The organism is Ruegeria sp. ABF4_144 (assembly GCF_056160045.1).
Map to the genome: position 1 here is coordinate 3,321,882 of NZ_JBSWWK010000001.1, position 26,572 is coordinate 3,348,453.

A 26,572-nucleotide genomic window follows, 5' to 3' on the forward strand; every position below is an offset into this window, starting at 1 on the left:
GCGCACTACGCCGCATCTGGGCATTCATGTCACAACGAAGGGGTGATTTTTCAAGTTTTGGACAGGCTTAAGCCGGGAAATCCGCCAATCAGCAGATTTCACCCCCATGTGATTCGGGTCAGGAGCGCGTGAGCCGTCGGGAGCAGTCTTCCCCCCATCGCGGACTGCCTGATTTGCAAAATTCTGACCCATTTTCGCCATGCTATTTCCCACTTTCGTGAAATCCGTGACCGGGAAAAAACTGAGTTAAAAATAGATATTTTACAGGAGCTTACTTAGGTCTGATTTCGATTGCACTTTTAACGGGAATTTACGAAGGGCCGAATTAATCCCAACCTCAGCAGGACGTTTTCCATGCCAAAGCTCATTCCAACTGCGTTGCTCCTTACGATTGCCCTTACGTCACATGCCGCCGCTGCCGGTGACCCGGCCAAAGGCGAAAAACTCTATAACCGCTGCTCTTCCTGCCATGCGATCATCAAAGACGGTGAGGTTCTGGTCAAAGGCGGCATCACCGGACCGAATCTCTATGGGGTGGTCGGCCGCGTCGCTGGCGCCGAGAACGATTATCGTTACGGCAGCGAGCGGCTTCCCGTAGGCATGTTCACCGATGACATGATCCGCGCCGGCGAAGAGGGTCTGGTCTGGACCCAGGAAAACATCGCCGCTTATTCGCAGGATCCGATCGGGTTCATTCAGGAATACTTGGATGACGAGACCGCGCGCCCGAACATGAGCGTGAAACTGAAAAAAGGTGCCGACGACATCGCGGCCTATCTCGCCACGTTCAGCACCCCCTGACTGTTATTCGGCGCTGGCCGTGCCTGCCACGGCCAGCGCTCATGAAACCGGGCTCAGCCTTCGGGGCGGGTCGCCACCATACTGGGCCGTTCGCTGAACGCTGAAAACCAGTCACCCAACGCATCGTTACCCTTGCGCCAGTTCCGCGCAACATGGCGCAGGTCCAGATAGCCCAGCGCACAGGCCACGGCCACCTGCCCCATATCCAGCGGACCCGACAGGTGCGCCATCCAGCGCTGGTTCAACGCGGCACAGGCCCGTTCGATCTTGTCCCATTGCGCATCCAGCCATGTGTCCCATTGTTTGTCCTCGGGACGCAGGCGCGCCTCGTATGCCATACCTACCGCCGAATCCAAAATGCCGTCGGCCAGCGCCTCCAACGTCAGCACATCCCAGCGTCCGGCCCCGTCGGGATACATCCCTGCCTTGGCGCGCGCATCTAGAAACGCGCAGATCACGCGGCTATCGAACAGGGTCGGACCATCGGGTCGCTCCAGCGCCGGAATGCGTCTTAGAGGCACTTTGCCCTGCAACTCGTCTGCAGGGGCCAGCGGAGTGGTGGCGATGTTCAGCACCTCGACATCCTCAAGCTGGCCGGTTTCGTGCAGCAAAACCATTACCTTGCGGACATAGGGCGATGTTGGACTGTGATAGAGTTTCATTCGCGCTCTCCTTGGTTGCTGCGACCTTACAGGACGATCATGGAAACAAAAGCCGTCAATTGGGTGGGGCGCAAAGCCTCTTGCAGAAGTGAACGCAGCTTGGCACATTCCGCCTCGTTCTCAGGGCGGGGTGAAATTCCCCACCGGCGGTATGCGGGCATGACCCGTAAGCCCGCGAGCGGCCCCGCAGTGTCCACGATCCGAAAAGTGGGAACCGGTTTTCGGACAAATTGTGGAACCACTAAAGGGTGTCAGCAGATCTGGTGAGAGGCCAGAGTCGACGGTTAAAGTCCGGATGGAAGAGAACGTGCTAGCCGCGCCGGTGATACGGCGCGTCTGCTCGTGATCGCCTTGGGTGACGTGTCTGTTTTGCTAAGGAGATCATGATGACACACACCCGCTATGCTTTCGTCAAAGCCAACTGGCATTCCGATATCGTGGATCGCGCACTTGACGGTTTTCTGGAGCTTATTCCCGCTGAGCAAGTCGATGTCTTCGACGTCCCCGGCGCGTTCGAGATGCCTCTGCTGGCCCGCGATCTGGCCCAAACCGGCCAATACGCGGCCGTCGCCTGTGCCGCCTTTGTTGTGGATGGCGGCATCTATCGGCACGATTTTGTGGCCCAAGCCGTGGTCGATGGCCTGATGCGGGCTGGTATGGACACCGGCGTTCCGGTTCTGTCGGTCTCGCTGACCCCGCACCAGTATCAGGAAACCGACCACCATAACGCCATCTACCGCGCGCATTTCGTGGAAAAAGGGCGCGAGGCCGCTCAGGCAGCGCTGAAAATCACCGAAACCCGCGCCATGCTGGCCCGTGCGGCATGACAACATGAGGTTGGGGCGCCCTGCCCCAACCGCAAATCCGCTTGAGGCCAAGGGCCTTGCCCGCTAATCACAACCCTCAAAGGAGCACGCCCCATGTCGATGAACAGCTTTGGACACCTCTTCCGCGTCACCACCTGGGGTGAAAGCCACGGCCCGGCTTTGGGTGCGACCGTTGACGGCTGCCCTCCGGGCGTGGCGATTGACGAGGGCATGATCCAGCACTGGCTGGACAAGCGCAAACCGGGGCAGAACAAGTTCACCACTCAGCGCCGTGAACCCGATCAGGTGAAAATCCTGTCCGGCGTGTTTGAAGGCCAGACAACCGGCACGCCCGTCCAGCTGATGATCGAAAACACCGATCAACGATCCAAAGACTACGGTGATATCATCGACAAGTTCCGTCCAGGGCACGCCGATATTACCTATTGGCAGAAATACGGCATCCGCGACTACCGCGGCGGCGGGCGCAGTTCGGCCCGTGAAACCGCATCGCGCGTGGCCGCAGGCGGCTTGGCCCGTGAGGCGATCAAACAGATCGCATCGAATGTGCAGATCACCGGGTATATGACCCAGATCGGCCCTCACAAGATCGACCGCGCCAATTTCGACTGGTCGCAAATCGAGCAGAACCCGTTCTGGACACCGGACGCGCAGGCAGCTGTCGATTGGGCCACATATTTGGACAACCTGCGCAAATCCGGCAACTCGGTCGGTGCCGTGGTCGAGGTCGTGGCACGCGGTGTCCCCGCCGGGCTTGGCGCACCCGTTTATGCAAAGTTAGACACTGATCTGGCCGCTGCGATGATGTCGATCAACGCTGTCAAAGGCGTGGAAATCGGCGAGGGCATGGCCGCCGCTGAGCTGACCGGCGAGGCCAATGCAGATGAGATCTTCATGGGCCAGAACGGCCCGCAATACAGCTCGAACCACGCGGGTGGTATTCTGGGCGGTATCTCGACCGGACAGGATGTTGTGGTGCGCTTTGCCGTCAAACCGACCTCGTCGATCCTGACCACGCGCAAAACAATTACCAAGTCGGGCGAAGAAACCGAGATAATCACCAAAGGCCGCCACGACCCCTGCGTCGGCATTCGCGCTGTTCCGGTGGGCGAGGCAATGATGGCCTGTGTCATCCTGGACCACCTGCTGCTACATCGCGGTCAGATCGGAGAGAACCGTGGACGGATCGGCTGATCTGCGCACGCGCCTGCGCGCCGTCGTCGCGCAGCGAATGGAAACCGATCCGGCACATGACTTGGCCCATCTGGACCGGGTCTGGGTGAATGCTCAGAACATCGCGGATGAGGCGACGGACCGTTCCGTGCTGCTGGCGGCCTGTTACCTGCATGACCTAATCAACCTGCCGAAAGACGATCCCGAACGCCATCTTGCCTCGCGCAAGTCAGCGCAGGATTCAGAGCCTATTCTGCGTGAATTTGGTTACAACCCGACCCAGATCAGCGCAATTCAGCATGCTATCGAAGCGCATAGTTTTTCTGCAAATATCACGCCCGAAACACCCGAGGCCTGCATTCTGCGTGACGCGGATCGGCTGGATGCACTAGGGGCCATTGGTGTCGCGCGAAACTTCTCCGTCTCGGGCGCCTTGGGGCGGACTCTGTATGATGCGGCCGATCCTTTTGCGGCAAACCGCCCGCTGGACGATCTTGCCTTTTCCATCGACCATTGGAAGGTCAAGCTGTTGGCGCTGCCGGATGACATGCTGACCGAAGGCGGTGCGGATTTGGCGCGGCGACGTACGCAACGGATGATCCGGTTTCTGGAAGAATTCGCCGACGAGATCGGTCATCCCCTGCCCACCGACTGGTCAAATTCCCGAAGCGGACATTGATCTTTGACAGCCGAAGGCGCAGGGTCGCGCCGATGGCAAAACCCTTAACATCGCATCGACCTGTGTTGGCCGTGTCGCTGAAACTCAGCGCTTTGGTCCTGTTCACCGCCATGCAGGCGCTGGTCAAAGCGTTGTCGGTCGATTTCCCACCCGGAGAGATGGTGTTCTTCCGATCGCTCTTTGCGGTTCCGGTGATCATCGGCTGGCTGGTCTATCGGGGTGAGCTGGCGCAGGGGCTGGTTGTCAAAAAGCCTATGGGTCATTTCTGGCGCGGCGTTCTGGGCACCAGCGCAATGGGCCTGACCTTCACCGGTCTCAGCTTGCTCCCCCTGCCCGAGGTCACTGCGATTGGCTATGCCACTCCGATCTTTACCCTGATTCTGGCGGCGGTCATGCTGGGCGAACGTATCCGCATGATCCGTATCGGCGCAGTTGCCATCGGCCTGCTCGGGGTTCTGATCATGATCTGGCCACGGTTAGGCGGCAACAACATGGACACCGCCGCCACTATCGGCGCGCTCTGCGTGCTGGCAGCGACCATGGCGCGTGCTTTCGTGCAGATCCACATCCGGCAACTGGTGCAGGTCGATCACCCCGCTGCGGTAGTGTTCTATTTCTCGCTGACCGCCACGTTGCTGTCATCCCTGACCGCCTTCTGGGGTTGGACCATGCCGACGTGGGAACAGGCTCTAATACTAGCCTTTATGGGGCTAATCGGTGGCGTTGCGCAGATTTTGGTGACTTCCTCCTACCGTTTCGGGCAGGCCTCGATGTTGGCGCCATATGATTACACCACCATGCTGTTTGCCATTGTCATCGGCTATGTCTGGTTCGACGAGTTGCCGACGCTTGTCATGCTGGGCGGCGCGGCACTGGTGATCGCGGGCAACGTGCTGGTCATCCTGCGCGAACGGCAATTGGGCGTAGACCGGGGCAAGGACAAGTCGGCCCCCGACCCGAAGTCCTGATCTTTACCTTTGGCAAACTTCGCTTAGGTTGGGCGCAAATCAGGAAAGGTTCCGCCCATGAGCGACGCACAAGATCACAAGGAAAAGATGCAGAAGGTACAGGCCCAGCATCGCAAAAAGGTCTCTGAGGCCGTTGACCCGGAACGCGGGCTGGTTCTGATCAACACCGGCAAGGGCAAGGGCAAATCCTCAGCCGCGTTTGGTGTGGTGATCCGGGCGTTGGGTTGGGGCCAAAAGGTTGCCGTGGTGCAGTTCATCAAGGGCAAGTGGAAAACCGGTGAGCGCCGTTTTTTCGAAGAACGCGATCTGGTGACCTGGCACACGATGGGCGAAGGCTTTACCTGGGACACGCAGGACAAGGAACGTGACATCGCCGCCGCCAACGCCGCCTTTGACAAGGCGCGCGCCCTGATGGCCAGCGGTGAGTATGATCTGGTGGTTCTGGACGAGATCAACATCGCTCTGCGCTATGAGTACCTGACAGTTGATCAGGTGATCGACGGATTGAATGAACGGTCCGACAAAACCAGAGTGTTCCTGACAGGCCGCGATGCACCGCAAACGCTGCGCGACTATGCCGACCTGGTCACCGAAATGACCGAAGAAAAGCACCCGTTCCAAGCTGGCATCAAAGCCCAGCGTGGCGTCGATTTCTGAGGTTTAATGCCTATGCAGCCCCTTCCCCGGGGCTGTTATCCAGCCGGGTTCTCATTCAGAAACCGGACTGACCCACGGCGGCTTGCAGCGCTGGCCGGTAGTGTTTCTGGCAGGTTTCTGTCTGCTTTTGGCGGCTTGTCAACATAGGCGCAAAAATCATCGTCGCAGGAACACCCGCAGGCAGTAGCTGCCTCGTGCCTTGCCATGATTTCGTCCAGCGGATCACCCATGTCTTACTCCGATCATTCGTTTTCGAGGCGGCGGCAGGCTCTCACCTATTCATGCGCTAAGCCCGCAAACCGCCTCGAAACCTTTTGCCGATACCTGCGTATCTGGCGTTACGCGTTATCTGACTATTTTAGTCGGAAATTTCAAGGGTAAAAAAACGCTCCCCAATAGTGCTGTTGGGGCGGCCCACTAGATCCCCTGCGGCTGCGGGTCCAATGTGACCGACCACAACTCGGTATCCGCACGATCCATGAGCCGTACGGTCATTTGCTGCGTCGTTCCGTCGATATCGACCAGGCCAAAGAACTGAAGACCTGCGCTGGGCGGCAGATTTGCGCCCTGTTCTTCGGTCGGCGCTTTGACGAATTTCACCTCAGGTCCAAAGGTCCCGTCCAACGCGTTCGGTCCAAACGTTCCGGCGTGCAGCGGGCCGGATACGAACTCCCAGAACGGCTCAAAATCCTGAAATTTCGCTTTGTTAGGGTCATAGAAGTGCGCAGCGGTATAGTGTACGTCAGCCGTGAACCAGACCGTATTGGTGACGCCTTCGGTCTTAATGAAGCGCAGCAGGTCGGCGATCTCCAACTCGCGCCCTTTGGCCGGACCGCTGTCACCGTTCGCTATCGCCTCGGCCCCCTTCTGATCCTTCCAACGATCCCAGACGATCAAACCGATGGGCATGTCAGAGGCAATGACTTTCCATGTCGCCGGCGACGCAGCAAGCTCGCGCTTCAGCCAGGCCAGCTGCTCAGCCCCCAGAATGCGGGACTGATCGGTGATTTCATCCTCCAACGACGGTCCGTTCGGCCCGCGATAGCTGCGCAGATCCAGGAAGAACACGTCCAGCATCGGACCATACGCGATCTTGCGATACACGCGCCCAGGCTCGGCCGGCGTGATCCGCAGCGGGGTCATTTCGTGAAACGCACGGCCCGCACGTGATTGCAGCACATGCACAGATTTCTCGGAATAGCGGTCGTCCGAGATCAGATCTTTGGCATCCGACCAGTTGTTCACAACCTCATGGTCATCCCACTGAAAGAAGGTCGGGCAAACAGCGTTCATCGCGCGCACGTGATCGTCCATCATATTGTATTTCCACTGGGCGCGAAATTCGTCCAGCGTTTCGGCCACCTTGCGTTTCTCGTCGATCAGCGTGGTGTTTTTCCAGATCAGCTGACCGTCTTTTTCGACCTCATCCTGCATCGGACCATCGGCATAAACCGTGTCGCCCGAGTGGATAAAGAAATCCGGCCGGTGCTGCGCCATGGTCGCATAGGTCCGCATCCCTTCGTCATCAATACCCCAGCCCTGCCCCGCTGTATCACCCGACCATGCAAAGCGGATATTGCGGCGCTCGGACGGTGCAGTACGGAATTGGCCAATAATAGGCTCTGATACGACTTTTATGTCGCTCAGATCTGCGGCCACAAAGCGATAGAAGATATCTTGATCCGAGGGCAGCCCTTCGACCAGCCGCTTAACCGCGAAGTCGCTGTTCGGGATGGCGTCCATAGGGGTCAACTGGCGGGCGTCAGCAAAGCTTTCGGTGGTCGAGACCTCCATCATCACGCGCGCAGGACGATCCGTGCGGGTCCAGATCATGCCCGAACTCATGTCGACATCTCCCGACTGTACGCCGTGGGTAAAGACGGGGCGGGATGCAGCACGGCTGATCGCAGGCATGGACAGCGATGCGGCAAAGGCGGTGCTGCTTGCCAGAAAGGCGCGGCGGTTCGGGCGAAGGATTCGGGTCATGGTGGCTCTCCTGTCTGGTGACCCTTTTGGGCCACGCGATTGGTGAGCGGCAGTGAGCCGCTTGTTTGTAAAACAAGCGGCTCAGATTCTTGAAAGTATCACGATGATATTGTGACACTTGTGGATAACCTGCTCAGGCTGTTACACCCTCTTCCGGCGTGCTGAGCGAGATGACGGCGACCACCGCCGCGCCGTTCAGCCAGTAGTATATCGCATCCAGCCCCGTGAACCCAAACAGGCTGGGCGCGGCCAGAAACACAACGCCAACCAGCAGATCGACGGCCAGATGGAGCTTGTAAGGCAGCACCCGCCAGACGCCGAGGTGGTGATCGGTCAGCACGGTTAACACAAAGGCCGCAGCGCCGGTTGCTACAGACAGCCACAAGGCCATCGGGTTGGATTGCCCCAGCCCCAGAACGAAGGGCAGCCCCATCAGCGCAAAGGCGACCGGGTAATCCAGATAGGCGTGGATGGTGCGGGTAACGAAACGAGCAGACATTGAAATTTCCTTTCCTTGTTTGGCATGACCCCAAACTAGGAAAGAGCATTCGGACGCATAATTCCGGATCGTTCGTAAAACTATGCAGATCGTTCAGAACTGAGTTTTATCAGTGCATGGACCGATACGCCGCAGGGGACAGGCCAATCTGCTTTTTGAACACGCGCGAAAACGCAGCCTCGGAGGCGTAGCCGACCTCGGCCGCCGCATCCGCCACGTTCCAGCGGTTTTCGGTCAAGCCATGACAGGCGATCTGCATCCGCCAGTCCGTCAGGTATTGCATTGGCGTGGTGCCCATCTTCTCGGCAAAGAGCTGGGCGAAGGCGGTGCGTGACATAGCGGCCTCGCGCGCCAGCGATTCAACGCTCCACTCCTGCGCGGGGGCCTGATGGAACGCGGTCAGAGCGCGGGAAATGCGGGGATCGGCAAACCCGGCAAGGGCGGATTCGCTGGGGCTTTGATGTTCCAGATGGGCGCGGATGGCTTGTGCGAACAGCACCTCGGACAGTTTCAGGGCGATCAGGTCGCCGCCGATCCGGGCACCGCTGACTTCGGACCCGATCATGCGCAGCGTGGATTCGATCCAGGCCCCGGCCTCTTCGCCATAGTTTTCGATCAGGATGTAGGGCGGCAACCGGTCGATCAGCATGTGCCCGGTGCCCTGCCGCCCCGGCGGCCCGGTGAACGAGAAATGGCCGCAGATCAGCTGTGTATCGCGGCTTTTGTCCTCACCACCATAGATCAGCACGCCATCGCCCTGATACCCGGCATCGTCCAAAACCTGCTCCAACGGCAGCGCGTCCATCGGTTTGACCTCATTGCAAAGCAGCGCATGGGCAGAACCATGCGGGATCAGGATCAGGTCGCCCTGCTTTAATCGCAGCGTTTCGCCTGTGTTAGAGACGAAAATCTTCAACTCTCCACGCTGAACGAAATGAAACCGGGCCACATTTTCAAAGGCGGGGACCTGAACGCCAAACGGCGGTGTGAAAGAGGTGCGAAAATAGAATGTCCCGCGCAGGGACAGACGCGTGAGGATATCGCTGAGCAGGTCCAACATGGGGTTAACCTACACCCGGCTGCGCCTTCGTCCAGCCATCTGAACGATCTGCACAAAGTCTTGAACGGCGGGCAAAGAAAAACCCCCGCAAACAGCGGGGGTTCCAGAAAATGTCGGTCGGCCTGATCAGGAGCGGACCAGCGCCTCGTACTCGGAGGCGATCTCGCGGGTCAGGTCTCCGACCTCAAAGGTGTAGTCGCCGATCTGCCCGACCGGGGTGACCTCGGCAGCGGTGCCGGTCAGCCAGCACTGTTCGAAATCGGCCATTTCCTCGGGCTTGATGCGGCGTTCGTGGACGGTGATGCCCTTGTCTTTCAGCATCTGGATCACGGTCTGGCGGGTGATGCCGTTCAGGAAGCAATCGGCCAGAGGCGTATGCACCTCACCATCTTTGACGAAAAACACGTTCGCGCCGGTCGCCTCGGCCACGTAACCGCGCCAGTCCATGAACAGCGCGTCCGAGCAGCCCTTGGCCTCGGCCTTGTGCTTGGAGATGGTGCAGATCATGTAGAGACCCGCCGCCTTGGCATGCACCGGGATGGTTTCCGGGCTTGGGCGTTTCCATTCCGCGATGTCCAGCTTGGCGCCCTGCATCTTGGCATCACCGTAATAGGCCCCCCAGGGCCAGACAGCCACTGCCATCCGAACCGGGTTCTTGGCCGATGCGACACCCATGTCTTCGCCCGATCCGCGCCAGACCAACACGCGGACATAAGCGTCCTGCAGGCCGCTGGCTTTCAGCGCTTCTTCTTTGGCGGCCTCAATCTCGTCCACCGAATAGGGTATCGGCATGTCCAGCGCTTCGGCCGAAGCGATCAGACGCTCGGAATGCTCGCGGCTTTTGAAGATCTTGCCGTTATAGGCGCGTTCACCCTCGAACACGGATGAGGCGTAGTGCATCGCATGAGTCAGGATGTGCACATTGGCATCGCGCCATGGAACCAGTTTGCCATCCAACCAGATGGTGCCATCACGATCATCATACCCCGCCATGCGAAACCTCCAGCCTTGGGTTGAATTTTCCGATTGTTGCGCCAATTAAGTCCGATGCGGACATAAAGTTGCGCAGAAACTGCGATTCGATACCTGTCCACTCTTGGAATGTCAACAACGCTGACATAAACTCGGCACGAGTAACGAATGAGGCATACTATGTCGGATACGCGTCCCGCCCAAGTCTTTGGCGGTGAAAGCCTGTTGTTCTTGACCGACGAACAGCTTCGGCAGGGGATCGAGGCGATGTTTTTCGCTTATCGCGGCTTTACCGCAGACCCCGATCGCATTCTGGCGCAGATGGCCTATGGCCGGGCGCATCACCGGGCGATTCACTTCATCAACCGCGCGCCTGGCACAACGGTGAACAACCTGCTGGCCATTCTGGGGGTGACGAAACAATCGCTGAACCGGGTGCTGCGGACGTTGATCGAGGATGGCCTCGTCGAAAGTCGTGTTGGCACGGTAGACAAGCGCGAGCGGCATCTGTTCCTGACCGAAAAAGGCAAGGAGCTGGAGGCGAAATTGTCCGAGGCCCAGCGCGTTCGAATGCGTGCCGCCTATAAGGACGCAGGCCCCGAGGCGGTGTCAGGATTTCGTAAAGTGCTTGAAGCGATGATGGATGCTGATATGCGTCATGCTTACACGAAACTGCGGGATACCACCTCATGAGCGATATGGACGCCCATCTGCTGATCGTTGACGACGATGAGCGTATTCGTGATCTGCTCAAGAAGTTCCTGATGCGGAGCGGTTTTCTGGTTACCGCAGCCCGGGATGCGGCACACGCAAGGCGGGTGTTGTCGGGGCTGGACTTCGACATGATCGTGCTGGATGTGATGATGCCGGGCGAGGATGGCGTCAGCCTGACAAAGACGCTACGCGAGACCCATAGCACGCCGATCCTGCTGCTGACGGCGCGCGGTGAGACCGAGCACCGGATTGCCGGGCTTGAGGCGGGGGCGGATGATTATCTTGCCAAGCCGTTTGAACCGAAAGAGCTGCTGCTGCGGATAAATGCGATCCTGCGACGGATGCCGGAAACGCCAGCGCAGGATACTGCATCCAAAATTTTGAACCTCGGACCGATCCGTTATGACGTGGAACGCGGCGAGATGTGGCAAGGCGAAGAGCCTGTGCGTTTGACGGCAACCGAGAGCCAGCTAATGAAGATTTTCTCGGCCCAGCCGGGTGAGCCGATCAGCCGTGCGAAATTGGTCGAGGATCTGGGCCGCGACAAGGGTCAAGCACAGGAGCGTGCGGTGGATGTACAGATCACCCGCCTGCGCCGTAAGATCGAACAGGACCCTAAGCAGCCTCGGTACCTGCAGACGGTACGCGGCGCCGGATATATGCTGGCACCAGATTGAATTGGCCGCGGGGCAGCGGACTTTGGCCTCCAGCGAGGATACTTTTAGCCAGATGAACAGGGGATTCCGATGAAAACTGCCCTACTGACTCATGCGGATTGTTTGGGGCATGTTACGCCGGGCGGGCATCCGGAACGGGTGGCGCGGTTGGAACACATCCTGCACGCGCTGGAGTCGCTGGATTTGAACCGGGTGACGGCCCCCATGGCGGCAGATGATGATCTGTTGCGGGTGCATCCGGAAAGCTACGTCCGCGATATTCGCAGCGCGCGCCCGGAAGAGGGGTTTGCCCAGATTGACGGGGATACGTTCATGTCCCCGGGTTCGGTCGATGCGGCCTATCGTGCCGCCGGGGCCGTAGTGCGCGCAGTGGATATGGTATTGGGCGGCGAGGCTCCGAATGCGTTTTGTGCGATCCGGCCACCGGGGCATCATGCGGAAACAGACACAGCGATGGGCTTTTGCCTGTTTGGCAACGCCGCTCTAGCAGCGAAACATGCGTTGGATCATCACGGATTGAAACGTGTTGCCGTCGTTGACTTCGATGTCCATCACGGCAATGGCACACAGGATTTGTTGTGGGATGAGAAGCGCGCACTGGTGATCACCAGCCAACAGATGCCGTTATGGCCCGGATCTGGACGTCCGGATGAGACCGGAGCTTTTGAGACCGTCCTTAACATCCCTCTCGCCCCTGGAACTGGCGGGGCGGAAATGCGTGCGGCATATGAAACGCAAGCCTTCCCACGTTTGCGCGCCTTCAAACCGGAACTGATCATTATCTCAGCCGGTTTTGACGCCCATCAGGATGATCCACTGGCCAATCTGAACTGGTCCACCGGTGATTTCGCTTGGATCACGGCAGAGCTGTGCAAGATTGCCGACGAGATGTGTGAGGGACGTATCGTCTCGACTCTGGAAGGCGGGTATGATCTGAACGCACTGGCCGAGGCCACACGCGCCCATGTGGAAGAATTGATGAAGGCAGCCCGATGACCGATACCCCCGTTGATCAAATGACATTCGAACAGGCGATGAAAGAGCTTGAAGCCGTGGTTGGCCAGTTGGAACGTGGCGACGTGGCGCTGGACCAGTCGATCGCGCTTTACGAGCGAGGCGCTGCGCTGAAAAAACGCTGTGAGGATGAACTGAAGCGGGCCGAGGAAAAAGTGGCCGCTATCACTCTGGATGCCAATGGTCAGCCGACCGGGACGACGCCTGTCGAAGGTCAGTAAATGTTTCGCGAAAAGCTAGCGCAAGATGCGGCGCGGATTCAGAGCCATTTTGATCTGGTTCTGGGCGCGTTGGACGATCTGGATGTGACCCGGGCAATGGCCTATGCCACAGAAGGCGGCAAGCGGTTGCGCGGGTTTCTGGTGCTGGAAAGCGCACGGCTGCATGGCGTGGATGCAGACCGCGCAATCTGGCCTGCCGCAGGGATTGAGGCCCTGCATGCTTATTCTTTGGTGCATGACGACCTGCCCTGCATGGATGACGATGAAATGCGACGCGGGCGTCCGACTGTGCATGTGAAATGGGATGAAGGCACTGCCGTTCTGGCCGGAGATGCGTTGCAGACGCTGGCGTTCGAACTGTGCACCCGGCCCGAGGTGGGAGTTGCCGACGTCCGTGCAAATCTCGCCCTGACACTGGCCAAAGCCAGCGGAGCGCAAGGCATGGTGCTGGGTCAGGCGCTGGATATTGCGGCGGAGTCGGCGGCGACTCCGCTGTCGCTTGACGAAATCACGCGCCTGCAGGCGGGCAAAACCGGGGCGCTAATCGAATGGTCGGCCTGCGCGGGGGCTCGGTTGGCGCAAGCTGATCCGGAACCCTTGCGCCAATATGCCCAAGCCCTTGGGCTTGCTTTTCAGATCGCGGATGACATCCTTGATGTGGAAGGTGATGCCGAAAAGGCGGGAAAACGCCTGCAAAAGGACGCCGAAGCCGGCAAGGCGACGTTTGTATCCCTGCTGGGTCTAACTGCGGCCAAGGCCCGCGCTGCCGAGCTGATCGATGAGGCCTGCGCGGCGATGGATGGGTACGGATCCTCGGCTGAAACCTTGAAGGACGCCGCCCGCTTCGTTATTGCCCGGGACAGCTAAGCCAGGAACGCGCCAAATGTCTGACCGCCCGAATACGCCCCTGCTGGACCTTGTGAACCGCCCTACGGATCTCAAGCAGTTTTCGGACGCACAGTTGCATCAGGTGGCGCAAGAATTGCGGGCCGAGACGATCTCGGCTGTGTCCGTCACCGGCGGGCATCTGGGCGCAGGTCTTGGAGTGGTCGAGTTGACCACGGCGCTGCACGCTGTCTTTGACACGCCGCGCGACAAGATCATCTGGGACGTCGGCCACCAGTGCTATCCGCATAAAATCCTGACTGAACGACGCGACCGTATCCGCACCCTGCGTATGAAAGACGGCCTGAGTGGGTTCACCAAACGCAGCGAAAGCCCCTATGACCCGTTCGGCGCGGCGCACAGTTCAACCTCGATCAGTGCCGCGCTGGGTTTTGCCGTCGCCCGCGATCTGGGCGGTGTGACACCCGAAGGGTTGGGCGATGCGATTGCTGTGATCGGCGATGGCTCGATGTCCGCCGGTATGGCGTTCGAGGCGATGAACAATGCGGGTCATCTTGGCAAACGCCTGATTGTCATCCTCAACGACAATGAGATGAGCATTGCGCCGCCTGTGGGTGCGCTGTCCAACTATCTGTCGCGGATTTACACCGAGGCCCCGTTTCACGATCTAAAAGCCGCCGCCAAAGGTGCGGTCTCGCTTCTGCCCGAACCGTTCCGCGAAGGTGCGAAACGCGCCAAGGAGATGCTGAAAGGCATGGCTGTGGGCGGCACGTTGTTCGAAGAACTGGGTTTTTCCTATATCGGGCCCCTTGACGGGCACGACATGGATCAACTGCTGCCGGTTCTGCGGACGGTGAAGGCGCGGGCAACCGGTCCGATCCTGATCCATGTGCTGACCAAAAAGGGTAAAGGCTACGCTCCTGCCGAGCAGGCCCGCGACAAAGGTCATGCAACTGCCAAGTTCGACGTAGTGACCGGCAAGCAGCACAAAGCGCCTTCCAACGCGCCATCTTATACTTCGGTCTTTGGCAAGACACTGGTCGAAGAGGCCGGGCGCGATGACAAGATTGTCGCTGTCACCGCCGCGATGCCGGACGGCACAGGGCTAAGCCTATTTGCAGAGCGCTACCCTTCGCGCTGTTTCGACGTGGCAATTGCAGAGCAACACGGCGTGACCTTCGCCGCCGCATTGGCAGCCGGGGGGATGAAACCGTTCTGCGCGATGTATTCCACCTTCCTGCAACGTGGGTATGATCAGGTAGTGCATGACGTAGCCATCCAGCGCCTGCCAGTGCGGTTTGCTATCGACCGCGCAGGTCTGGTTGGGGCCGATGGTGCCACCCATGCGGGATCGTTCGACATCGCCTATCTCGCCAACCTGCCCGGCATGACCGTCATGGCCGCTGCGGACGAATCCGAACTGGTGCATATGGTCGCCACCGCTGCGGCTCATAACGACGGACCCATCGCGTTCCGCTATCCGCGCGGTGAGGGCGTTGGCGTCGATCTGCCCGAACGCGGCGAGGTACTGGAAATTGGCAAAGGTCGGATGATCCAGAAGGGCGCTCGCGTGGCGCTGTTGTCCTTCGGCACCCGTTTGGCTGAGGTTCAGAAAGCTGCCGAGGCGCTCTCGGCTCGGGGGATCACACCCACCATTGCCGATGCTCGTTTTGCCAAACCCTTGGATCGTGAGCTGGTTCTGGACCTCGCGGCAAACCATGAAGCGCTCATCACCATCGAAGAAGGCGCAATTGGCGGGTTCGGTAGCCACGTGGCGCAACTTTTGGCGGATGAGGGCGTGTTCGATCACGGTTTGAAATACCGCTCGATGGTGCTGCCGGACATCTTCATCGATCAGGCCAGCCCGGCAGATATGTACGCTGTTGCAGGGATGAACGCCGAACAGATCGAGGCCAAGGTGTTGTCGGTGCTGGGCGTGACGACGATCGGTGAAAAACGCGCCTAAGGCGGAGGGAAGCACCAAGCGCAGCCTTAGTGTTTGGCTGAAGGCCCGTTTTGCTTGGTATCTAAACACGCCCCTTCGCAGGCAGTGATGACGATTTCCCCTCGGCGGGCGCAGGGAAAGACGGCAGACGATCTGGGCAGCGTTCGGTAGGAACCACTTTGGAGGAAATGAGAATTTACTCTCTTCGGACAAAAAAGGACGCACTTAATAATAAGCGCGCCCAGTCCACAGGGAGGATAATGAAAACTGCGCTCTTAAAATACTATGAGCGCTAACTCAGTAACTGCACCCAGTATTGACCGGTTCGACAGGGCCGTCAGTAATGCGGATCACATTCGCAGAGACATTGTTTTAGGAAAGACGTTCAATTTGTCTTGGCCGCGCTTTGGACCGCAATCAAGCTGGCGCAGAACCATTCCGAAACCTTGCACCCGACATGGTCGATTGCGTCGGCCGCAGGAGTTTCTTACTTTGGCCGAATAAACAATGGGCTCAGAAAAAGTCCTGTTGCAACAATGGGCTTACGGAGCAATTCAGCACGTGTCACCGGATAGTAATTCAACAGGCCCCGAGCCCATCGGAGCCGAAGTGCAGGCCACGCATATTCCCTCAAGGCCACCCCCGAAAAAGAAGTTTCCCTTTAAGCTTCTTCTGATCTGCGGCGCCTTGGGTCTGCTGGCACTATTCGCCAAACCTTACTTGGTGAGCAATAGACCAGCTGGGAAGGCAGGTCCGGTATATACTAGTGGCGACCTGACCTGGCAGAGCTTGGATCCGACCTGGTCCATCATGTACGACGAGTATGCGCTCGACATGAAAGTAAACCCCATCCTTGTCGGCACGTCAGGCAAAAGCACTTTCACCATTACCGGTGAGTTGCTGCGATCCCTTTGTGGCTCGGTACTGACAAAGTTGCCGGCCCCACCCGAAGGGGCCACGCGCAACGATATTTACCGCCTTGGCTTTCGGTTCTTTGAAGTAGAAGACGGTACCCCTACTGACATCTTTCCGGTGAAGGTCCAAGACGGGACATGTCGCGCCTTCGATGAACAACTGGTTTTCGATTGGAGCTACCCTGGACCGCTGACGGGCTGGTCGCCTGTTCAGTATAATAAAACCGACAAGGGGCTTACGTTCACATTTGGCCGACGCGGGAATACCAAAGTCCCATTTGAACAGGTCGACCTCAAACTTGCGTGCGACGCACTTTTCCACGAGTCGTCCGACAAGGTGCAAGAGATGCTGAAGGAAACAGACACGATCAACATTCGCGTCGTCAAAGGGCTTGTCTCAGGCATCGCCTGGTTTGGACGCTACAAGATTCAGCAATTTAAGATCATCGACGATTCCTGCTTTGCTGATGGTGAGGTTCTTGATGGGTGACCGGTTATCATCAGTGGAAGCGAGTTTACGAAATTCCGCATCGAATATGCCCCGGGAGTTTCGCCCCCAGACCTGTGCAGTTAAGGAAATGCGCTTTTAGTAGGCGCCACGGACGTCAAAGAGGAACCCAATGCCCCTATCAGGACGCTAAGTGTTCGAAAGGTTCAGATAGCAGAAATCACTGCGTTCGCAGCTTCGATAAACCCGGCCGCCGCCACTGCGCTGGCCAGCAGAATGCAACAGATTTCAAACGCGTTTAGTTTCATTTTGACCCCCATCAAAATGGTTTCCTCCGAGTAGACCAAACTTCTGAAGTTGCAAAGTCGGTGCAATTTTACGCAGCGGAAACTTGCAACGCAGGCGGCGTTTATTTGCTCAGGCCAGGTTAGTTGAAACTGCCCGCAGCCTTCCTTCCGGCGTTTGGCGCTTGACCTGTTACCTTACTGCACCAAACCCCGATACTCAGAAGCCCATTTCTTTAAGGTGAAGACGACGTCAGGGATGAAGACGCGGCCATCCCATAGACATCGGTCACCAAAAGCCGAGAAGCTACTTGGGTATAACGGAGTTGGGACCTGTAAGTCTTGTGCTTTTCAGCATCGTTTCTTGGAAAGATGGTGCCTCAAGAGGGACTCGAACCCCCGACCTTGTCCTTACGAAGGACCTGCTCTACCAGCTGAGCTATTGAGGCAAGCGAAGGATCGTTTAAACGGTCGAGGGTGCTCGTGCAAGACTCGATCTATGGGATTTCTTCCTGCTGGTTATACCGTGCTTCAGTTTTCGCGCCTCACGCTTCCAGCACTTCGTTGCGCTAGTCACAAGCCCAGCAGGTTCGGATTGTGAAGATATTGTAACGGCGCATTTTCGGGATTGTCGTACAATCATTATTTCTATATTTCATGAAATATGACAGAACAGATTACCGACCAACTTGCCATCCTTGGCCACCCGCAGCGCATCTCGGTGTTTCGCATGTTGATGCGACGCTTTCCTGACACTGTGCCCGCCGGAGAGCTGGCGGCAGAGCTGGATATCAAGGCCAGCACATTGTCGAACTATCTGAATGCGCTGCAGCGTTCGGGGCTGGTGACGCAGGAACGGTCGGGAACATCTCTGCTCTATTCGGTCGATATGAAGAACGTGCAGCACATGCTGGATTTTCTGGTCCTCGATTGCTGCCGTGGCCGCCCTGATATCTGCATGCCTTTCAGCCAAGGAAATGACACCATGACGGACCGCAAGTTCAATGTACTGTTTCTGTGCGTGGGCAACTCCGCCCGCTCGATCTTTGCCGAGTCGCTGCTGCGCGAACTGGGTAACGACCGGTTCAACGTCTATTCAGCCGGAACACAGCCGACATCGGAGCTTAACCCTTTCGCCGTGCAGGTGTTGAAGGACAAAGGGCATGACACCTCGGTCTTGCGCTCCAAACATATGTCCGAGTTCGCCGCAGCTGGCGCGCCCGAAATGGATTTTGTCTTTACCGTCTGCAACCAGGCCGCCAACGAAGAATGTCCGGCCTGGGAAGGTCAGCCGATCAGCGGCCATTGGGGAATGATTGACCCGGTCAAGGCCACCGGCACCGATGCCGAGAAAAGCCTGGCCTTCCAGAATGCCTATGGCGCGCTGAAGCGGCGGATCGAGGCCTTTACCTCTCTGCCGGTCGAAAGCCTGGACCGGATCGCATTGCAAACTGCTGTCGATGACATCGGCAGAACGTCACTTGAGGACACGAAATGACGACTTACGCTGTAAACGGCCTGGGCCGCATAGGAAAGCTGGCCCTGAAGCCGTTGCTGGAAAAGGGCGCAAAGATCGCCTGGATCAATGACGGGGTGGGTGACCCCGAGATGCACGCGCATCTACTGGAGTTCGACACAGTGCACGGTCGTTGGGATGCGGAGTTTTCCCACGACGCGGAAAGCGTCACCATCAACGGCACGCGCCTGCCCTTTATCGGCACCAAAGATCTGGACGAGCTGCCTCTGGAAGACGTGGACGTGGTGATCGACTGCACCGGAGTGTTCAAGACCGAGGCCAAGCTGGCGCCCTATTTTGCAGCGGGTGTTAAAAAGGTTGTCGTCTCGGCCCCGGTTAAGGACGGCCCCACCGCCAATATCGTCATGGGCGTGAACGAAGAGACCTATGATCCCGCCTCGCATCACATCGTGACCGCGGCCTCCTGCACCACCAATTGTCTGGCCCCGGTGGTCAAAGTCATTCACGAAAACCTCTGCATCCGCCACGGCTCGATGACCACGATCCATGACGTGACCAATACGCAAACCATCGTGGACCGTCCCGCCAAGGACCTGCGCCGCGCGCGTTCGGCGTTGAACTCGCTGATCCCGACTACAACCGGTTCGGCCACCGCGATCACGCTAATCTATCCCGAGCTCAAGGGTCGGTTGAACGGCCATGCGGTGCGGGTGCCGCTGCTAAACGCCTCGCTGACTGACTGCGTGTTCGAGGTTGAACGTGAAACTACCGCTGAAGAGGTCAACGCTTTCTTCAAAGCCGCAGCTGAAGGAGAGTTGAAGGGCATTTTGGGTTATGAGACCCGGCCTCTTGTCTCGACTGACTACACCAATGACGAGCGGTCTTCGATCGTCGACGCGCCCTCGACCATGGTGGTGAACGGGACGCAGGTGAAGATCTACGCGTGGTATGACAACGAGATGGGCTATGCCCACCGTCTGGTCGACGTCGCACTAAAGGTTGGGGCATCGCTGTGACACCCCGGCCCGAAGGACTGTCGGCCTATATCGCGGTCACGGCGGCCTATTGGGCCTTTATGCTGACCGACGGGGCCCTGCGTATGTTGGTGCTGCTGCACTTTCATACGATGGGGTTCTCGCCGGTTCAGTTGGCGTATCTGTTTGTTCTTTATGAAGTCGCGGGTATGGGCACCAATCTTGCAGCGGGTTGGATCGCAGCGCGGTTCGGGCTGACCTCAACGCTGTATGCGGGGTTGGCGTTACAGGTTGGCGCGCTGCTTGTTCTCACACAATTAGATCCTAACTGGGCGATTCCAACCAAGGTTGCCTTTGTGATGATCGTTCAGGGGGCTAGCGGTGTGGCTAAGGATCTGGCCAAGATGTCTTCGAAATCCGCAGTTAAACTGCTGGCACCGACTGAGGGCGGCGGTCTGTTCCGCTGGGTTGCTGTTTTGACCGGCTCGAAAAACGCCGTCAAAGGCTTGGGCTTCCTGTTGGGGGCCGCTTTGCTGGCGACTCTGGGTTTTGTGTGGGCCACGCTGGCCATGGCGATTGTGCTGGCGATCATTCTGGTGGCCGTGATCCTGTTCATGCCGCCGGGCCTCCCCAAGGGGCGCAAGGGCGCAAAATTCTCTGAGGTGTTCTCGAAATCCTCCAACGTCAATTGGCTCTCGGCGGCACGGGTGTTTCTGTTCGGCGCGCGGGACGTATGGTTTGTGGTCGGCATCCCGATCTATTTCTACGCAGTCCTGTCCGACGGCACCGAGGACGGCAACCGCGCGGCATTCTTCATGATCGGCACCTTCATGGCAGTCTGGGTCATCCTCTACGGAGCCGTTCAGGCCAGCGCACCCAAGATCCTGCGCGCCTCAGACCGCACCGAGGGCGATCTGATCCACGCTGCCCGCAGCTGGGCCGCCGCCCTGTTCTGCGTTCCGGCAGCGCTGACGATTGCGGTGCTGGTCTCCCAAGGGCCGCAGACATGGCTGACGGTCACGCTAGTTCTGGGCCTGCTGGTGTTCGGAGCGATCTTTGCGGTCAACTCCTCGCTGCATTCCTATCTGATCCTAGCCTTCACCAAGTCCGAGCGTGTAACGATGGATGTAGGCTTCTACTACATGGCCAACGCAACGGGCCGCCTTGTGGGCACCGTGTTGTCCGGCCTGACCTATCAGGTCGGCGGACTGCCACTGGTTCTGGGCACCGCTGCTGTCATGGTCGCGCTGGCTGCGCTGACCTCTGGCAAGCTGACCGATCAAACGACTGAGGCATACTCATGAGTATATTCGAACGCTATCTGACCGTCTGGGTCGCCCTTGCAATGATTGCAGGGATTTTGATCGGCCTCGCCGCGCCGGGGCTCGTCGGGCTGATCGCCTCGGCCGAGGTCGCCAGCGTCAATCTGGTCGTGGCCCTGCTGATCTGGGCGATGGTCTATCCGATGATGGTGGGCGTCGATTTCGGCGCGGTCTCCGGTGTGGCGCGGCAACCCAAAGGGCTAATCGTGACGCTGGTGGTCAACTGGCTGATTAAGCCCTTCACCATGGCGCTGCTGGCGGTGCTGTTCTTCGACTATGTCTTCGCCCCATGGATACAGCCCGAGGATGCCGCGCAATACACCGCCGGTCTGATCCTGCTGGGCGCGGCCCCCTGCACCGCGATGGTGTTTGTCTGGTCGCAACTGACCAAAGGGGACGCGACCTATACGTTGGTGCAGGTCTCGGTGAACGATCTGATCATGGTCGTGGCTTTTGCGCCCATCGTGGCCTTTCTTCTGGGGGTCACCGACATCTCGGTCCCGTGGCAAACGCTGGTGCTGGCAACCGTACTTTATGTCGTGCTACCTCTAATCGCCGGGTTGATCACGCGACGGAAACTCCGCTCACAAGACGCCATCGACGCCTTTTCGGCCCGAGTGAAACCGTGGTCGGTGCTGGGTCTGATTGCCACGGTGGTCATCCTGTTCGGTCTGCAAGGGCAGACCATTTTGGCGAAACCGATGGTGATTGTCCTGATCGCCGTGCCGATCCTTATCCAAAGCTACGGCATCTTCGCCTTGGCCTACGGAGCAGCTTATGCGCTGAAAGTCCCCCACCGTATTGCCGCGCCCTGCGCCATGATCGGCACCTCGAACTTCTTCGAACTCGCCGTCGCCGTTGCCATCAGCCTGTTCGGCCTGAACTCGGGCGCGGCCTTGGCGACCGTGGTGGGCGTTCTAGTCGAAGTGCCGGTGATGCTGTCTCTGGTGGCCTTTGCCAACCGTACCCGCGACCGGTTCCCGGATCCTGCCGAAATCGGTGCGCCAAGCGCGGAGAACCTCCAGCCGTAGCACGTGGCCCACGCGTAATCAGTGAGTCCCGCGCGGCACAAAGAAGGGATCGATCAGAAGGGTTTCGCTGGGCCTGCCCGGCTCGGACAAACGGCGTTCCAGCAAGCGCACCACATGAGAGACCGCCTGATCGATGGGATTGTTCACCGTGCTCAGATTGAAATTAGGCCATCCAGCCATTTCGATATCGTCAAAGCCTACAATCGAAAGGGCGCCCGGCACATCGAACCCCAGTTCCCGCGCCGCGATCAGCGCGCCAATTGCGCTGGCGTCATTGGCACAGACCAAGGCATCCAGATAATGACCTTGCAGCAGCTTCATCGAGGCGTTGTATCCGGCTTCGACGGTAAACTCGCCCGCCTCTTCGGCAATCAGCGGCAGCCTGGCCTGATCCAGAGCCTCCATCAACCCTGCCCGGCGATCGTCGGATGAGGCAAAACATTTCGCGCCCGCAATAAACCCGAACCGCTTGCGCTCCCGGTCGATAAGGACTTGCGTTGCGATGCGCATCCCCTCGGCGTTGCGGCAGCACACGTTGTCCACTCCCGACGCCTCAACAATGCGGCCGCATGAGATCATGGGAACACCGAACTTACTGCACTGTTCAACCAGCGCGCCGGGCATACTGCCGCCACGCAGAATCAACGCGTCCAGCGGATATCGCATCACTTGATCAATGGCCGCTTGGTCGTTGTCATCGCTGCCATCGATCAGAATCGGCCACTTGTTCAGCGCGTTCAACTGACCCACCAGGCGGTTCACGAATTCGGAATCGTAGGTGCTGCGCATGTTGCCGACAAAAACCGCCACCAAATGCGACCGTCCCCCTTTGAGCCCTGCAGCCAGAGCGTTGGGTTGATAGCCCATGCGTGCAGCGATCTTTTGGATTTTTTTTCGTTTATCCGCATCCACATAAGCGCCCGGCGTAAAAGCGCGCGAGACAGCGGAACGCGACACTCCGGCCGCGTCAGCCACGGCTTGCGCCGTCACACGGCGCGGCCTTTCGGCGGTTTTTCTGCTGTCGTCCACCACGCCCAAGCTGTCCTCTGTTTCTGCGTAATTTGTCAATATTGCTAAAAAAGTTTCACCTGACTGTCACACGATCCGCGTATGTGACCACGTGTGCACATCCTGTGCATTGCGTCCGGGCTTTCCCCGATTGCATCAGACTTTTTCACGACGAGGGCCCACCCCTCAGCACGGCGTATCTGCCAATACTCGGGGCTGCTCCCGAACCGGAGGATCGAAATGACCAACTTCAAGTTCAGCGCAACGGCTGCCGCTGTCGCCTTTTCCGCGACCGCAGCTTTTGCCGAAACCGAAATCACCTGGTGGCACGCGATGGGCGGCCAGCTGGGTGAGACCGTCAACAAAATCGCCGAGGATTTCAACGCCTCGCAGGACGACTACAAGATCACTCCGGTCTTCAAGGGCAGTTACGAAGAGACGCTGACCGCAGGTATCGCCGCGTTCCGCGCAGGTGAGCAGCCAAATGTCATGCAGGTGTTTGATGCCGGTGCCGCTACCGTAATCGGTGCCAAAGGCGCGACCATCCCGGTTCAGGACCTGCTGGCCGATAATGGTGTTGAATTCGACATCAACGACTATATCGCCGGCGTGCGCTATTTCTATGCCGACAGCGACGGCAAGATGATCGGTATGCCGTTCAACTCGTCGACCCCGGTTCTGTACTACAACATTGACGCGCTGGAAGCCGCCGGCGTAACCCCGCCGAAAACCTGGGAAGAGTTCCAGTCGACCACCGCGCCGGCACTGAAAGGCGCAGGCTACATCGCACTCAGCCAGTCGCACCTGCCCTGGATCTTCACCGAAAACTTCATGTCGCGCCACGATCTGCCGTTTGCCACCAACAACAACGGCTACGACGGCACCGACACGCAAATCCTTGTCAACAACGATGCCATCAAGGCGCACTTCACTGCCGTGACCGAATGGAAAGAAGACGGCCTGTTCGAATGGTACGGCACCGGCTGGGGCGATAACGCCAAGCCGTTCGAAGAAGGCAAGGTAGCCATGTGGCTGGGATCGTCGGGTTCGTTCGGCGGTCTGCTGCAGAAAGACCTGCCGTTCGAGTTCAGCGCCGTGGAACTGCCCTATTGGGAAGCCGTGACCGCCGAACCGACCCAAACCTTCATCGGGGGTGCCGCCCTGTTTGCGATGTCCGGCAAGTCGGACGAGGAAAACAAGGCAACCGCCGAATTCTTCCGCTTCCTGACCTCGCCCGAAACGCAGTATTTCTGGCATCAAGAAACCGGCTATGTGCCGATCACCGAGGCCGCCTTTGAGCTTGCCAAGACCGATGGCCACTATGACCGTTTCCCGGCCGCAGAAGTTGGCGTGAACCAGCTGCAGGACAAAGCGGGCGAAAACACCAAGGGCTACCGCATGGGCTTCTACGTCCAGATCCGCGACATCATGAACCGCGAATATGGCCGTATCCTGACCGGTGAGACCGACGTCGAAACCGCCTTCAAAACCATCGAAGAGGAAGCCAACGCACTGCTGGCCCGCTTCGCTAAGACCCAGGGCTAAGCCCCGGGATCACCCCCAGGGATGGTCGCGTCACACTGGCGCGGCCATTCCCCTTTTTTTCGTAACGGACCACTCATGAAACGCGCGGGCTTTGACAATATCTGGCTACCTGTGGCGCTGCTGTTGCCGCAGTTGATGATCATCGGCATCTTCTTTTACTGGCCTGCGGGCTGGGCGCTGCAATCATCCTTCTTTCTGCAAGACCCGTTCGGGTTTGGATCGACCTTTGTTGGGGCAGAGAATTATACCTCTCTGATCGGGAACGATCAGTACATGCGCATCGCGTGGTTCACGATCGTCTTTTCGGTCTTAGTCACCTTTTTCTCGCTGGCCATCGCGCTGTTGCTGGCGGTCAAGGCCGACAAGGTGCTGCGCGGAGCCAAGAGCTATCGCACACTGCTAATGTGGGTCTATGCCATTGCACCACCAGTCGCAGGCTTTCTTGGCATCCTGTTCTTTGATCAGAGCACCGGCCCGATGACCAAGTTCTTTCAGATGTTCGGCTGGGATTTCAAACTGGGCGTCAACTACAACGCCACCGCAACCGCCCTGATTGTCGTGTCAGTCTGGAAGCAGATCCCGGTCAACTTCATCTTTTTCCTGTCGGGTCTGCAATCCATCCCGCGTTCTGTGCGCGAGGCGGCGATGATCGACAACCGCTCAGCCACCGGACGGTTCTGGCAGATCACTTTCCCGCTGCTGGCACCCACCGCGTTCTTCCTGCTGATCATCAACATCACCTACGCCCTGTTCGACACGTTCGGCATCATCGACGCGCTGATGAAGGGTGAGCCCGGCAACAACCCTATGACGCTGGTCTACAAGGTCTATCTGGACGGGTTCCGGGGCAATGATCTGGGCGGATCGTCAGCGCAATCCGTTGTTCTGATGGTGCTGGTCCTGATCCTGACCGTCTTTCAGTTCCGGCTGGTTGAACGCCGGATCCACTATACCTGAGGGGGCTTGTCATGGCTGATACAACGCTGGAAACACCCGCCGTCACCCGCCACCCTCGTCGCATTCGATGGGAGGCGGTCGGCGATCACTTTGTCCTGATCCTCGGCTCTCTGCTGATGATCCTGCCGCCGCTGATGGCGCTGACCACGGCCAGCCACGATGCGGTCACGATCCACCGCGAAGGCCTGCAGCTGACGCTGGGTGACGATCTGGGTAAAAACTTCCACGCCGCGATGTTCGAAAAAGGCGGCTTTACCCAGACGGTCGATGGCACGCTGATGCTGATGAACTCGCTCATTCTGGGCATCGGCTTTGCGGTCGGCAAGATCATCATCTCGATGATGGCGGCCTATGCGATTGTCTATTTCCGCCTGCGGTTTGCTACGCTGGCCTTCTGGATGATCTTTACCACCCTGCTGCTGCCGCTTGAGGTGCGCATCCTGCCTTCGTACGAGGCGATCCAGAAACTAGGCCTGACGAACACCTATACCGGCTTGATCGTGCCGCTGATCGCGTCGGCTACAGGTACGTTCTTTTTCCGACAGTTCTTCATGTCCGTCCCCGAGGAACTGGCCGAGGCCGCCCGCATCGACGGCGCAGGCCCGTGGAAGTTCTTTATCGATATCCTCGTGCCGCTCAGCCGGACGATGATTGCGGCGATTTTCATCATCATGTTTGTCTTTGGCTGGAACCAGTATCTGTGGCCGACCCTGATCACCACCGATGAAAGCTTTTTCACACTGGTACGGGGCATCAAGCAGATCGTGCTGACCTATACCGACGGGACCATTCCCGAGCACGGTCAGGCCCTGGCCTTGGCCATCGTCGCGATGATCCCGCCCGTGGCCATCGTGATCTTTTTCCAGAATTGGTTCGTCAAGGGCCTCACAGAATCCGACAAATAAGGAATA

Annotated in this window: 26 protein-coding genes, 1 tRNA gene and 1 riboswitch; of the genes, 20 read left to right on the plus strand and 7 right to left on the minus strand. The window is 58.5% G+C overall.

Annotated features, from left to right (window positions below):
• Positions 1-354 precede the first annotated feature (354 nt).
• Positions 355-801: a c-type cytochrome gene (locus tag ACXAGD_RS16615; RefSeq protein ID WP_475212006.1), complete on the plus strand. Its 447-nt coding sequence runs from the start codon at positions 355-357 to the stop codon at positions 799-801.
• A 53-nt stretch (positions 802-854) separates the two neighbouring features.
• Here ACXAGD_RS16615 and ACXAGD_RS16620 read toward each other — a convergent pair whose 3' ends face one another.
• Entirely contained in the window at positions 855-1,463 is a 609-nt protein-coding gene (locus ACXAGD_RS16620) for a glutathione S-transferase (RefSeq protein WP_475212007.1), read from the minus strand.
• Positions 1,464-1,575: 112 nt separating this feature from the next.
• Positions 1,576-1,774: riboswitch (FMN riboswitch) on the plus strand.
• Between the two features lie 75 nt (positions 1,775-1,849).
• Between ACXAGD_RS16620 and ACXAGD_RS16625 the strand changes: the two genes are divergently transcribed.
• The 5 genes from ACXAGD_RS16625 to cobO all read left to right on the plus strand — a co-directional run bounded on the left by ACXAGD_RS16625 (position 1,850) and on the right by cobO (position 5,767).
• Positions 1,850-2,290: a 6,7-dimethyl-8-ribityllumazine synthase gene (locus tag ACXAGD_RS16625; RefSeq protein ID WP_475212008.1), complete on the plus strand. Its 441-nt coding sequence runs from the start codon at positions 1,850-1,852 to the stop codon at positions 2,288-2,290.
• Between the two features lie 93 nt (positions 2,291-2,383).
• Positions 2,384-3,484, plus strand: a complete 1,101-nt coding sequence (gene aroC / locus ACXAGD_RS16630; protein WP_475212009.1) for a chorismate synthase — start codon at positions 2,384-2,386, stop codon at positions 3,482-3,484.
• Complete coding sequence (locus ACXAGD_RS16635) at positions 3,468-4,142, plus strand: HD domain-containing protein (protein ID WP_475212010.1); 675 nt, start codon at positions 3,468-3,470, stop codon at positions 4,140-4,142. Before aroC ends, ACXAGD_RS16635 begins: the two co-directional genes overlap by 17 nt.
• 32 nt (positions 4,143-4,174) lie before the next feature.
• Entirely contained in the window at positions 4,175-5,110 is a 936-nt protein-coding gene (locus ACXAGD_RS16640) for a DMT family transporter (protein ID WP_475212011.1), read from the plus strand.
• Between the two features lie 57 nt (positions 5,111-5,167).
• Positions 5,168-5,767 (plus strand): cob(I)yrinic acid a,c-diamide adenosyltransferase, encoded by a 600-nt coding sequence (gene cobO / locus ACXAGD_RS16645; RefSeq protein WP_475212012.1) that lies wholly within the window; start codon positions 5,168-5,170, stop codon positions 5,765-5,767.
• Between the two features lie 417 nt (positions 5,768-6,184).
• On the opposite strand, the gene ACXAGD_RS16650 is transcribed toward cobO, so the two are convergent.
• The 4 genes from ACXAGD_RS16650 to ACXAGD_RS16665 all read right to left on the minus strand — a co-directional run bounded on the left by ACXAGD_RS16650 (position 6,185) and on the right by ACXAGD_RS16665 (position 10,305).
• The gene (locus ACXAGD_RS16650) at positions 6,185-7,753 is read right to left on the minus strand and encodes an alkaline phosphatase D family protein (protein WP_475212013.1); all 1,569 of its coding nucleotides are present in this window, start codon (positions 7,751-7,753) and stop codon (positions 6,185-6,187) included.
• Positions 7,754-7,886: 133 nt separating this feature from the next.
• Positions 7,887-8,252 (minus strand): SPW repeat domain-containing protein, encoded by a 366-nt coding sequence (locus ACXAGD_RS16655; RefSeq protein WP_475212014.1) that lies wholly within the window; start codon positions 8,250-8,252, stop codon positions 7,887-7,889.
• Between the two features lie 109 nt (positions 8,253-8,361).
• Positions 8,362-9,312 (minus strand): AraC family transcriptional regulator, encoded by a 951-nt coding sequence (locus ACXAGD_RS16660; RefSeq protein WP_475212015.1) that lies wholly within the window; start codon positions 9,310-9,312, stop codon positions 8,362-8,364.
• Between the two features lie 126 nt (positions 9,313-9,438).
• Complete coding sequence (locus tag ACXAGD_RS16665) at positions 9,439-10,305, minus strand: branched-chain amino acid aminotransferase (protein ID WP_475212016.1); 867 nt, start codon at positions 10,303-10,305, stop codon at positions 9,439-9,441.
• Positions 10,306-10,464: 159 nt separating this feature from the next.
• Here ACXAGD_RS16665 and ACXAGD_RS16670 point away from each other — a divergent pair, with 159 nt between their 5' ends.
• From ACXAGD_RS16670 to ACXAGD_RS16700, 7 genes are all read left to right on the plus strand, one after another.
• A complete protein-coding gene (locus ACXAGD_RS16670; protein ID WP_475212017.1) occupies positions 10,465-10,977 on the plus strand; it encodes a MarR family winged helix-turn-helix transcriptional regulator in 513 nt (170 codons plus the stop codon).
• Positions 10,974-11,675, plus strand: a complete 702-nt coding sequence (locus tag ACXAGD_RS16675; protein ID WP_475212018.1) for a response regulator — start codon at positions 10,974-10,976, stop codon at positions 11,673-11,675. The genes ACXAGD_RS16670 and ACXAGD_RS16675 overlap by 4 nt, the downstream gene beginning before the upstream one ends.
• A 69-nt stretch (positions 11,676-11,744) precedes the next feature.
• Positions 11,745-12,671: a histone deacetylase family protein gene (locus tag ACXAGD_RS16680; RefSeq protein ID WP_475212019.1), complete on the plus strand. Its 927-nt coding sequence runs from the start codon at positions 11,745-11,747 to the stop codon at positions 12,669-12,671.
• Complete coding sequence (locus ACXAGD_RS16685) at positions 12,668-12,910, plus strand: exodeoxyribonuclease VII small subunit (RefSeq protein ID WP_058272726.1); 243 nt, start codon at positions 12,668-12,670, stop codon at positions 12,908-12,910. The genes ACXAGD_RS16680 and ACXAGD_RS16685 overlap by 4 nt, the downstream gene beginning before the upstream one ends.
• Positions 12,911-13,777, plus strand: a complete 867-nt coding sequence (locus tag ACXAGD_RS16690; RefSeq protein WP_475212020.1) for a polyprenyl synthetase family protein — start codon at positions 12,911-12,913, stop codon at positions 13,775-13,777. It begins immediately after the preceding gene.
• A gap of 16 nt (positions 13,778-13,793) precedes the next feature.
• Entirely contained in the window at positions 13,794-15,722 is a 1,929-nt protein-coding gene (gene dxs, locus ACXAGD_RS16695) for a 1-deoxy-D-xylulose-5-phosphate synthase (RefSeq protein ID WP_475212021.1), read from the plus strand.
• A 486-nt stretch (positions 15,723-16,208) separates the two neighbouring features.
• Entirely contained in the window at positions 16,209-17,105 is an 897-nt protein-coding gene (locus ACXAGD_RS16700) for a hypothetical protein (protein ID WP_475212022.1), read from the plus strand.
• A gap of 615 nt (positions 17,106-17,720) precedes the next feature.
• Here the strand turns inward: ACXAGD_RS16700 and ACXAGD_RS16705 are convergent.
• A tRNA-Thr gene (locus ACXAGD_RS16705) sits at positions 17,721-17,796 on the minus strand.
• Between the two features lie 215 nt (positions 17,797-18,011).
• On the opposite strand from ACXAGD_RS16705, the gene ACXAGD_RS16710 reads away from it, so the two are divergent.
• From ACXAGD_RS16710 to arsB, 4 genes are read left to right on the plus strand one after another with little or no spacing between them, the layout of a single operon-like run.
• Positions 18,012-18,845, plus strand: coding sequence for an arsenate reductase/protein-tyrosine-phosphatase family protein (locus ACXAGD_RS16710; protein ID WP_475212023.1), 834 nt, complete (start codon positions 18,012-18,014; stop codon positions 18,843-18,845).
• A complete protein-coding gene (locus tag ACXAGD_RS16715; RefSeq protein ID WP_475212024.1) occupies positions 18,842-19,840 on the plus strand; it encodes an ArsJ-associated glyceraldehyde-3-phosphate dehydrogenase in 999 nt (332 codons plus the stop codon). Before ACXAGD_RS16710 ends, ACXAGD_RS16715 begins: the two co-directional genes overlap by 4 nt.
• Positions 19,837-21,102, plus strand: a complete 1,266-nt coding sequence (gene arsJ / locus ACXAGD_RS16720) for an organoarsenical effux MFS transporter ArsJ (protein ID WP_475212025.1) — start codon at positions 19,837-19,839, stop codon at positions 21,100-21,102. Before ACXAGD_RS16715 ends, arsJ begins: the two co-directional genes overlap by 4 nt.
• Positions 21,099-22,151, plus strand: a complete 1,053-nt coding sequence (gene arsB, locus ACXAGD_RS16725) for an ACR3 family arsenite efflux transporter (protein WP_475212026.1) — start codon at positions 21,099-21,101, stop codon at positions 22,149-22,151. Before arsJ ends, arsB begins: the two co-directional genes overlap by 4 nt.
• An 18-nt stretch (positions 22,152-22,169) precedes the next feature.
• Here arsB and ACXAGD_RS16730 read toward each other — a convergent pair whose 3' ends face one another.
• Positions 22,170-23,219: a LacI family DNA-binding transcriptional regulator gene (locus ACXAGD_RS16730; protein WP_475212027.1), complete on the minus strand. Its 1,050-nt coding sequence runs from the start codon at positions 23,217-23,219 to the stop codon at positions 22,170-22,172.
• Positions 23,220-23,399: 180 nt separating this feature from the next.
• Here ACXAGD_RS16730 and ACXAGD_RS16735 point away from each other — a divergent pair, with 180 nt between their 5' ends.
• The 3 genes from ACXAGD_RS16735 to ACXAGD_RS16745 all read left to right on the plus strand — a co-directional run bounded on the left by ACXAGD_RS16735 (position 23,400) and on the right by ACXAGD_RS16745 (position 26,566).
• Entirely contained in the window at positions 23,400-24,704 is a 1,305-nt protein-coding gene (locus ACXAGD_RS16735) for an extracellular solute-binding protein (protein ID WP_475212028.1), read from the plus strand.
• A 75-nt stretch (positions 24,705-24,779) separates the two neighbouring features.
• Complete coding sequence (locus ACXAGD_RS16740; protein ID WP_475212029.1) at positions 24,780-25,661, plus strand: ABC transporter permease subunit; 882 nt, start codon at positions 24,780-24,782, stop codon at positions 25,659-25,661.
• Between the two features lie 11 nt (positions 25,662-25,672).
• Positions 25,673-26,566 carry an ABC transporter permease subunit gene (locus ACXAGD_RS16745; protein WP_475212030.1) on the plus strand — a complete coding sequence of 298 codons (894 nt, stop codon included), beginning with the start codon at positions 25,673-25,675 and terminating at the stop codon, positions 26,564-26,566.
• Positions 26,567-26,572: the final 6 nt, after the last annotated feature.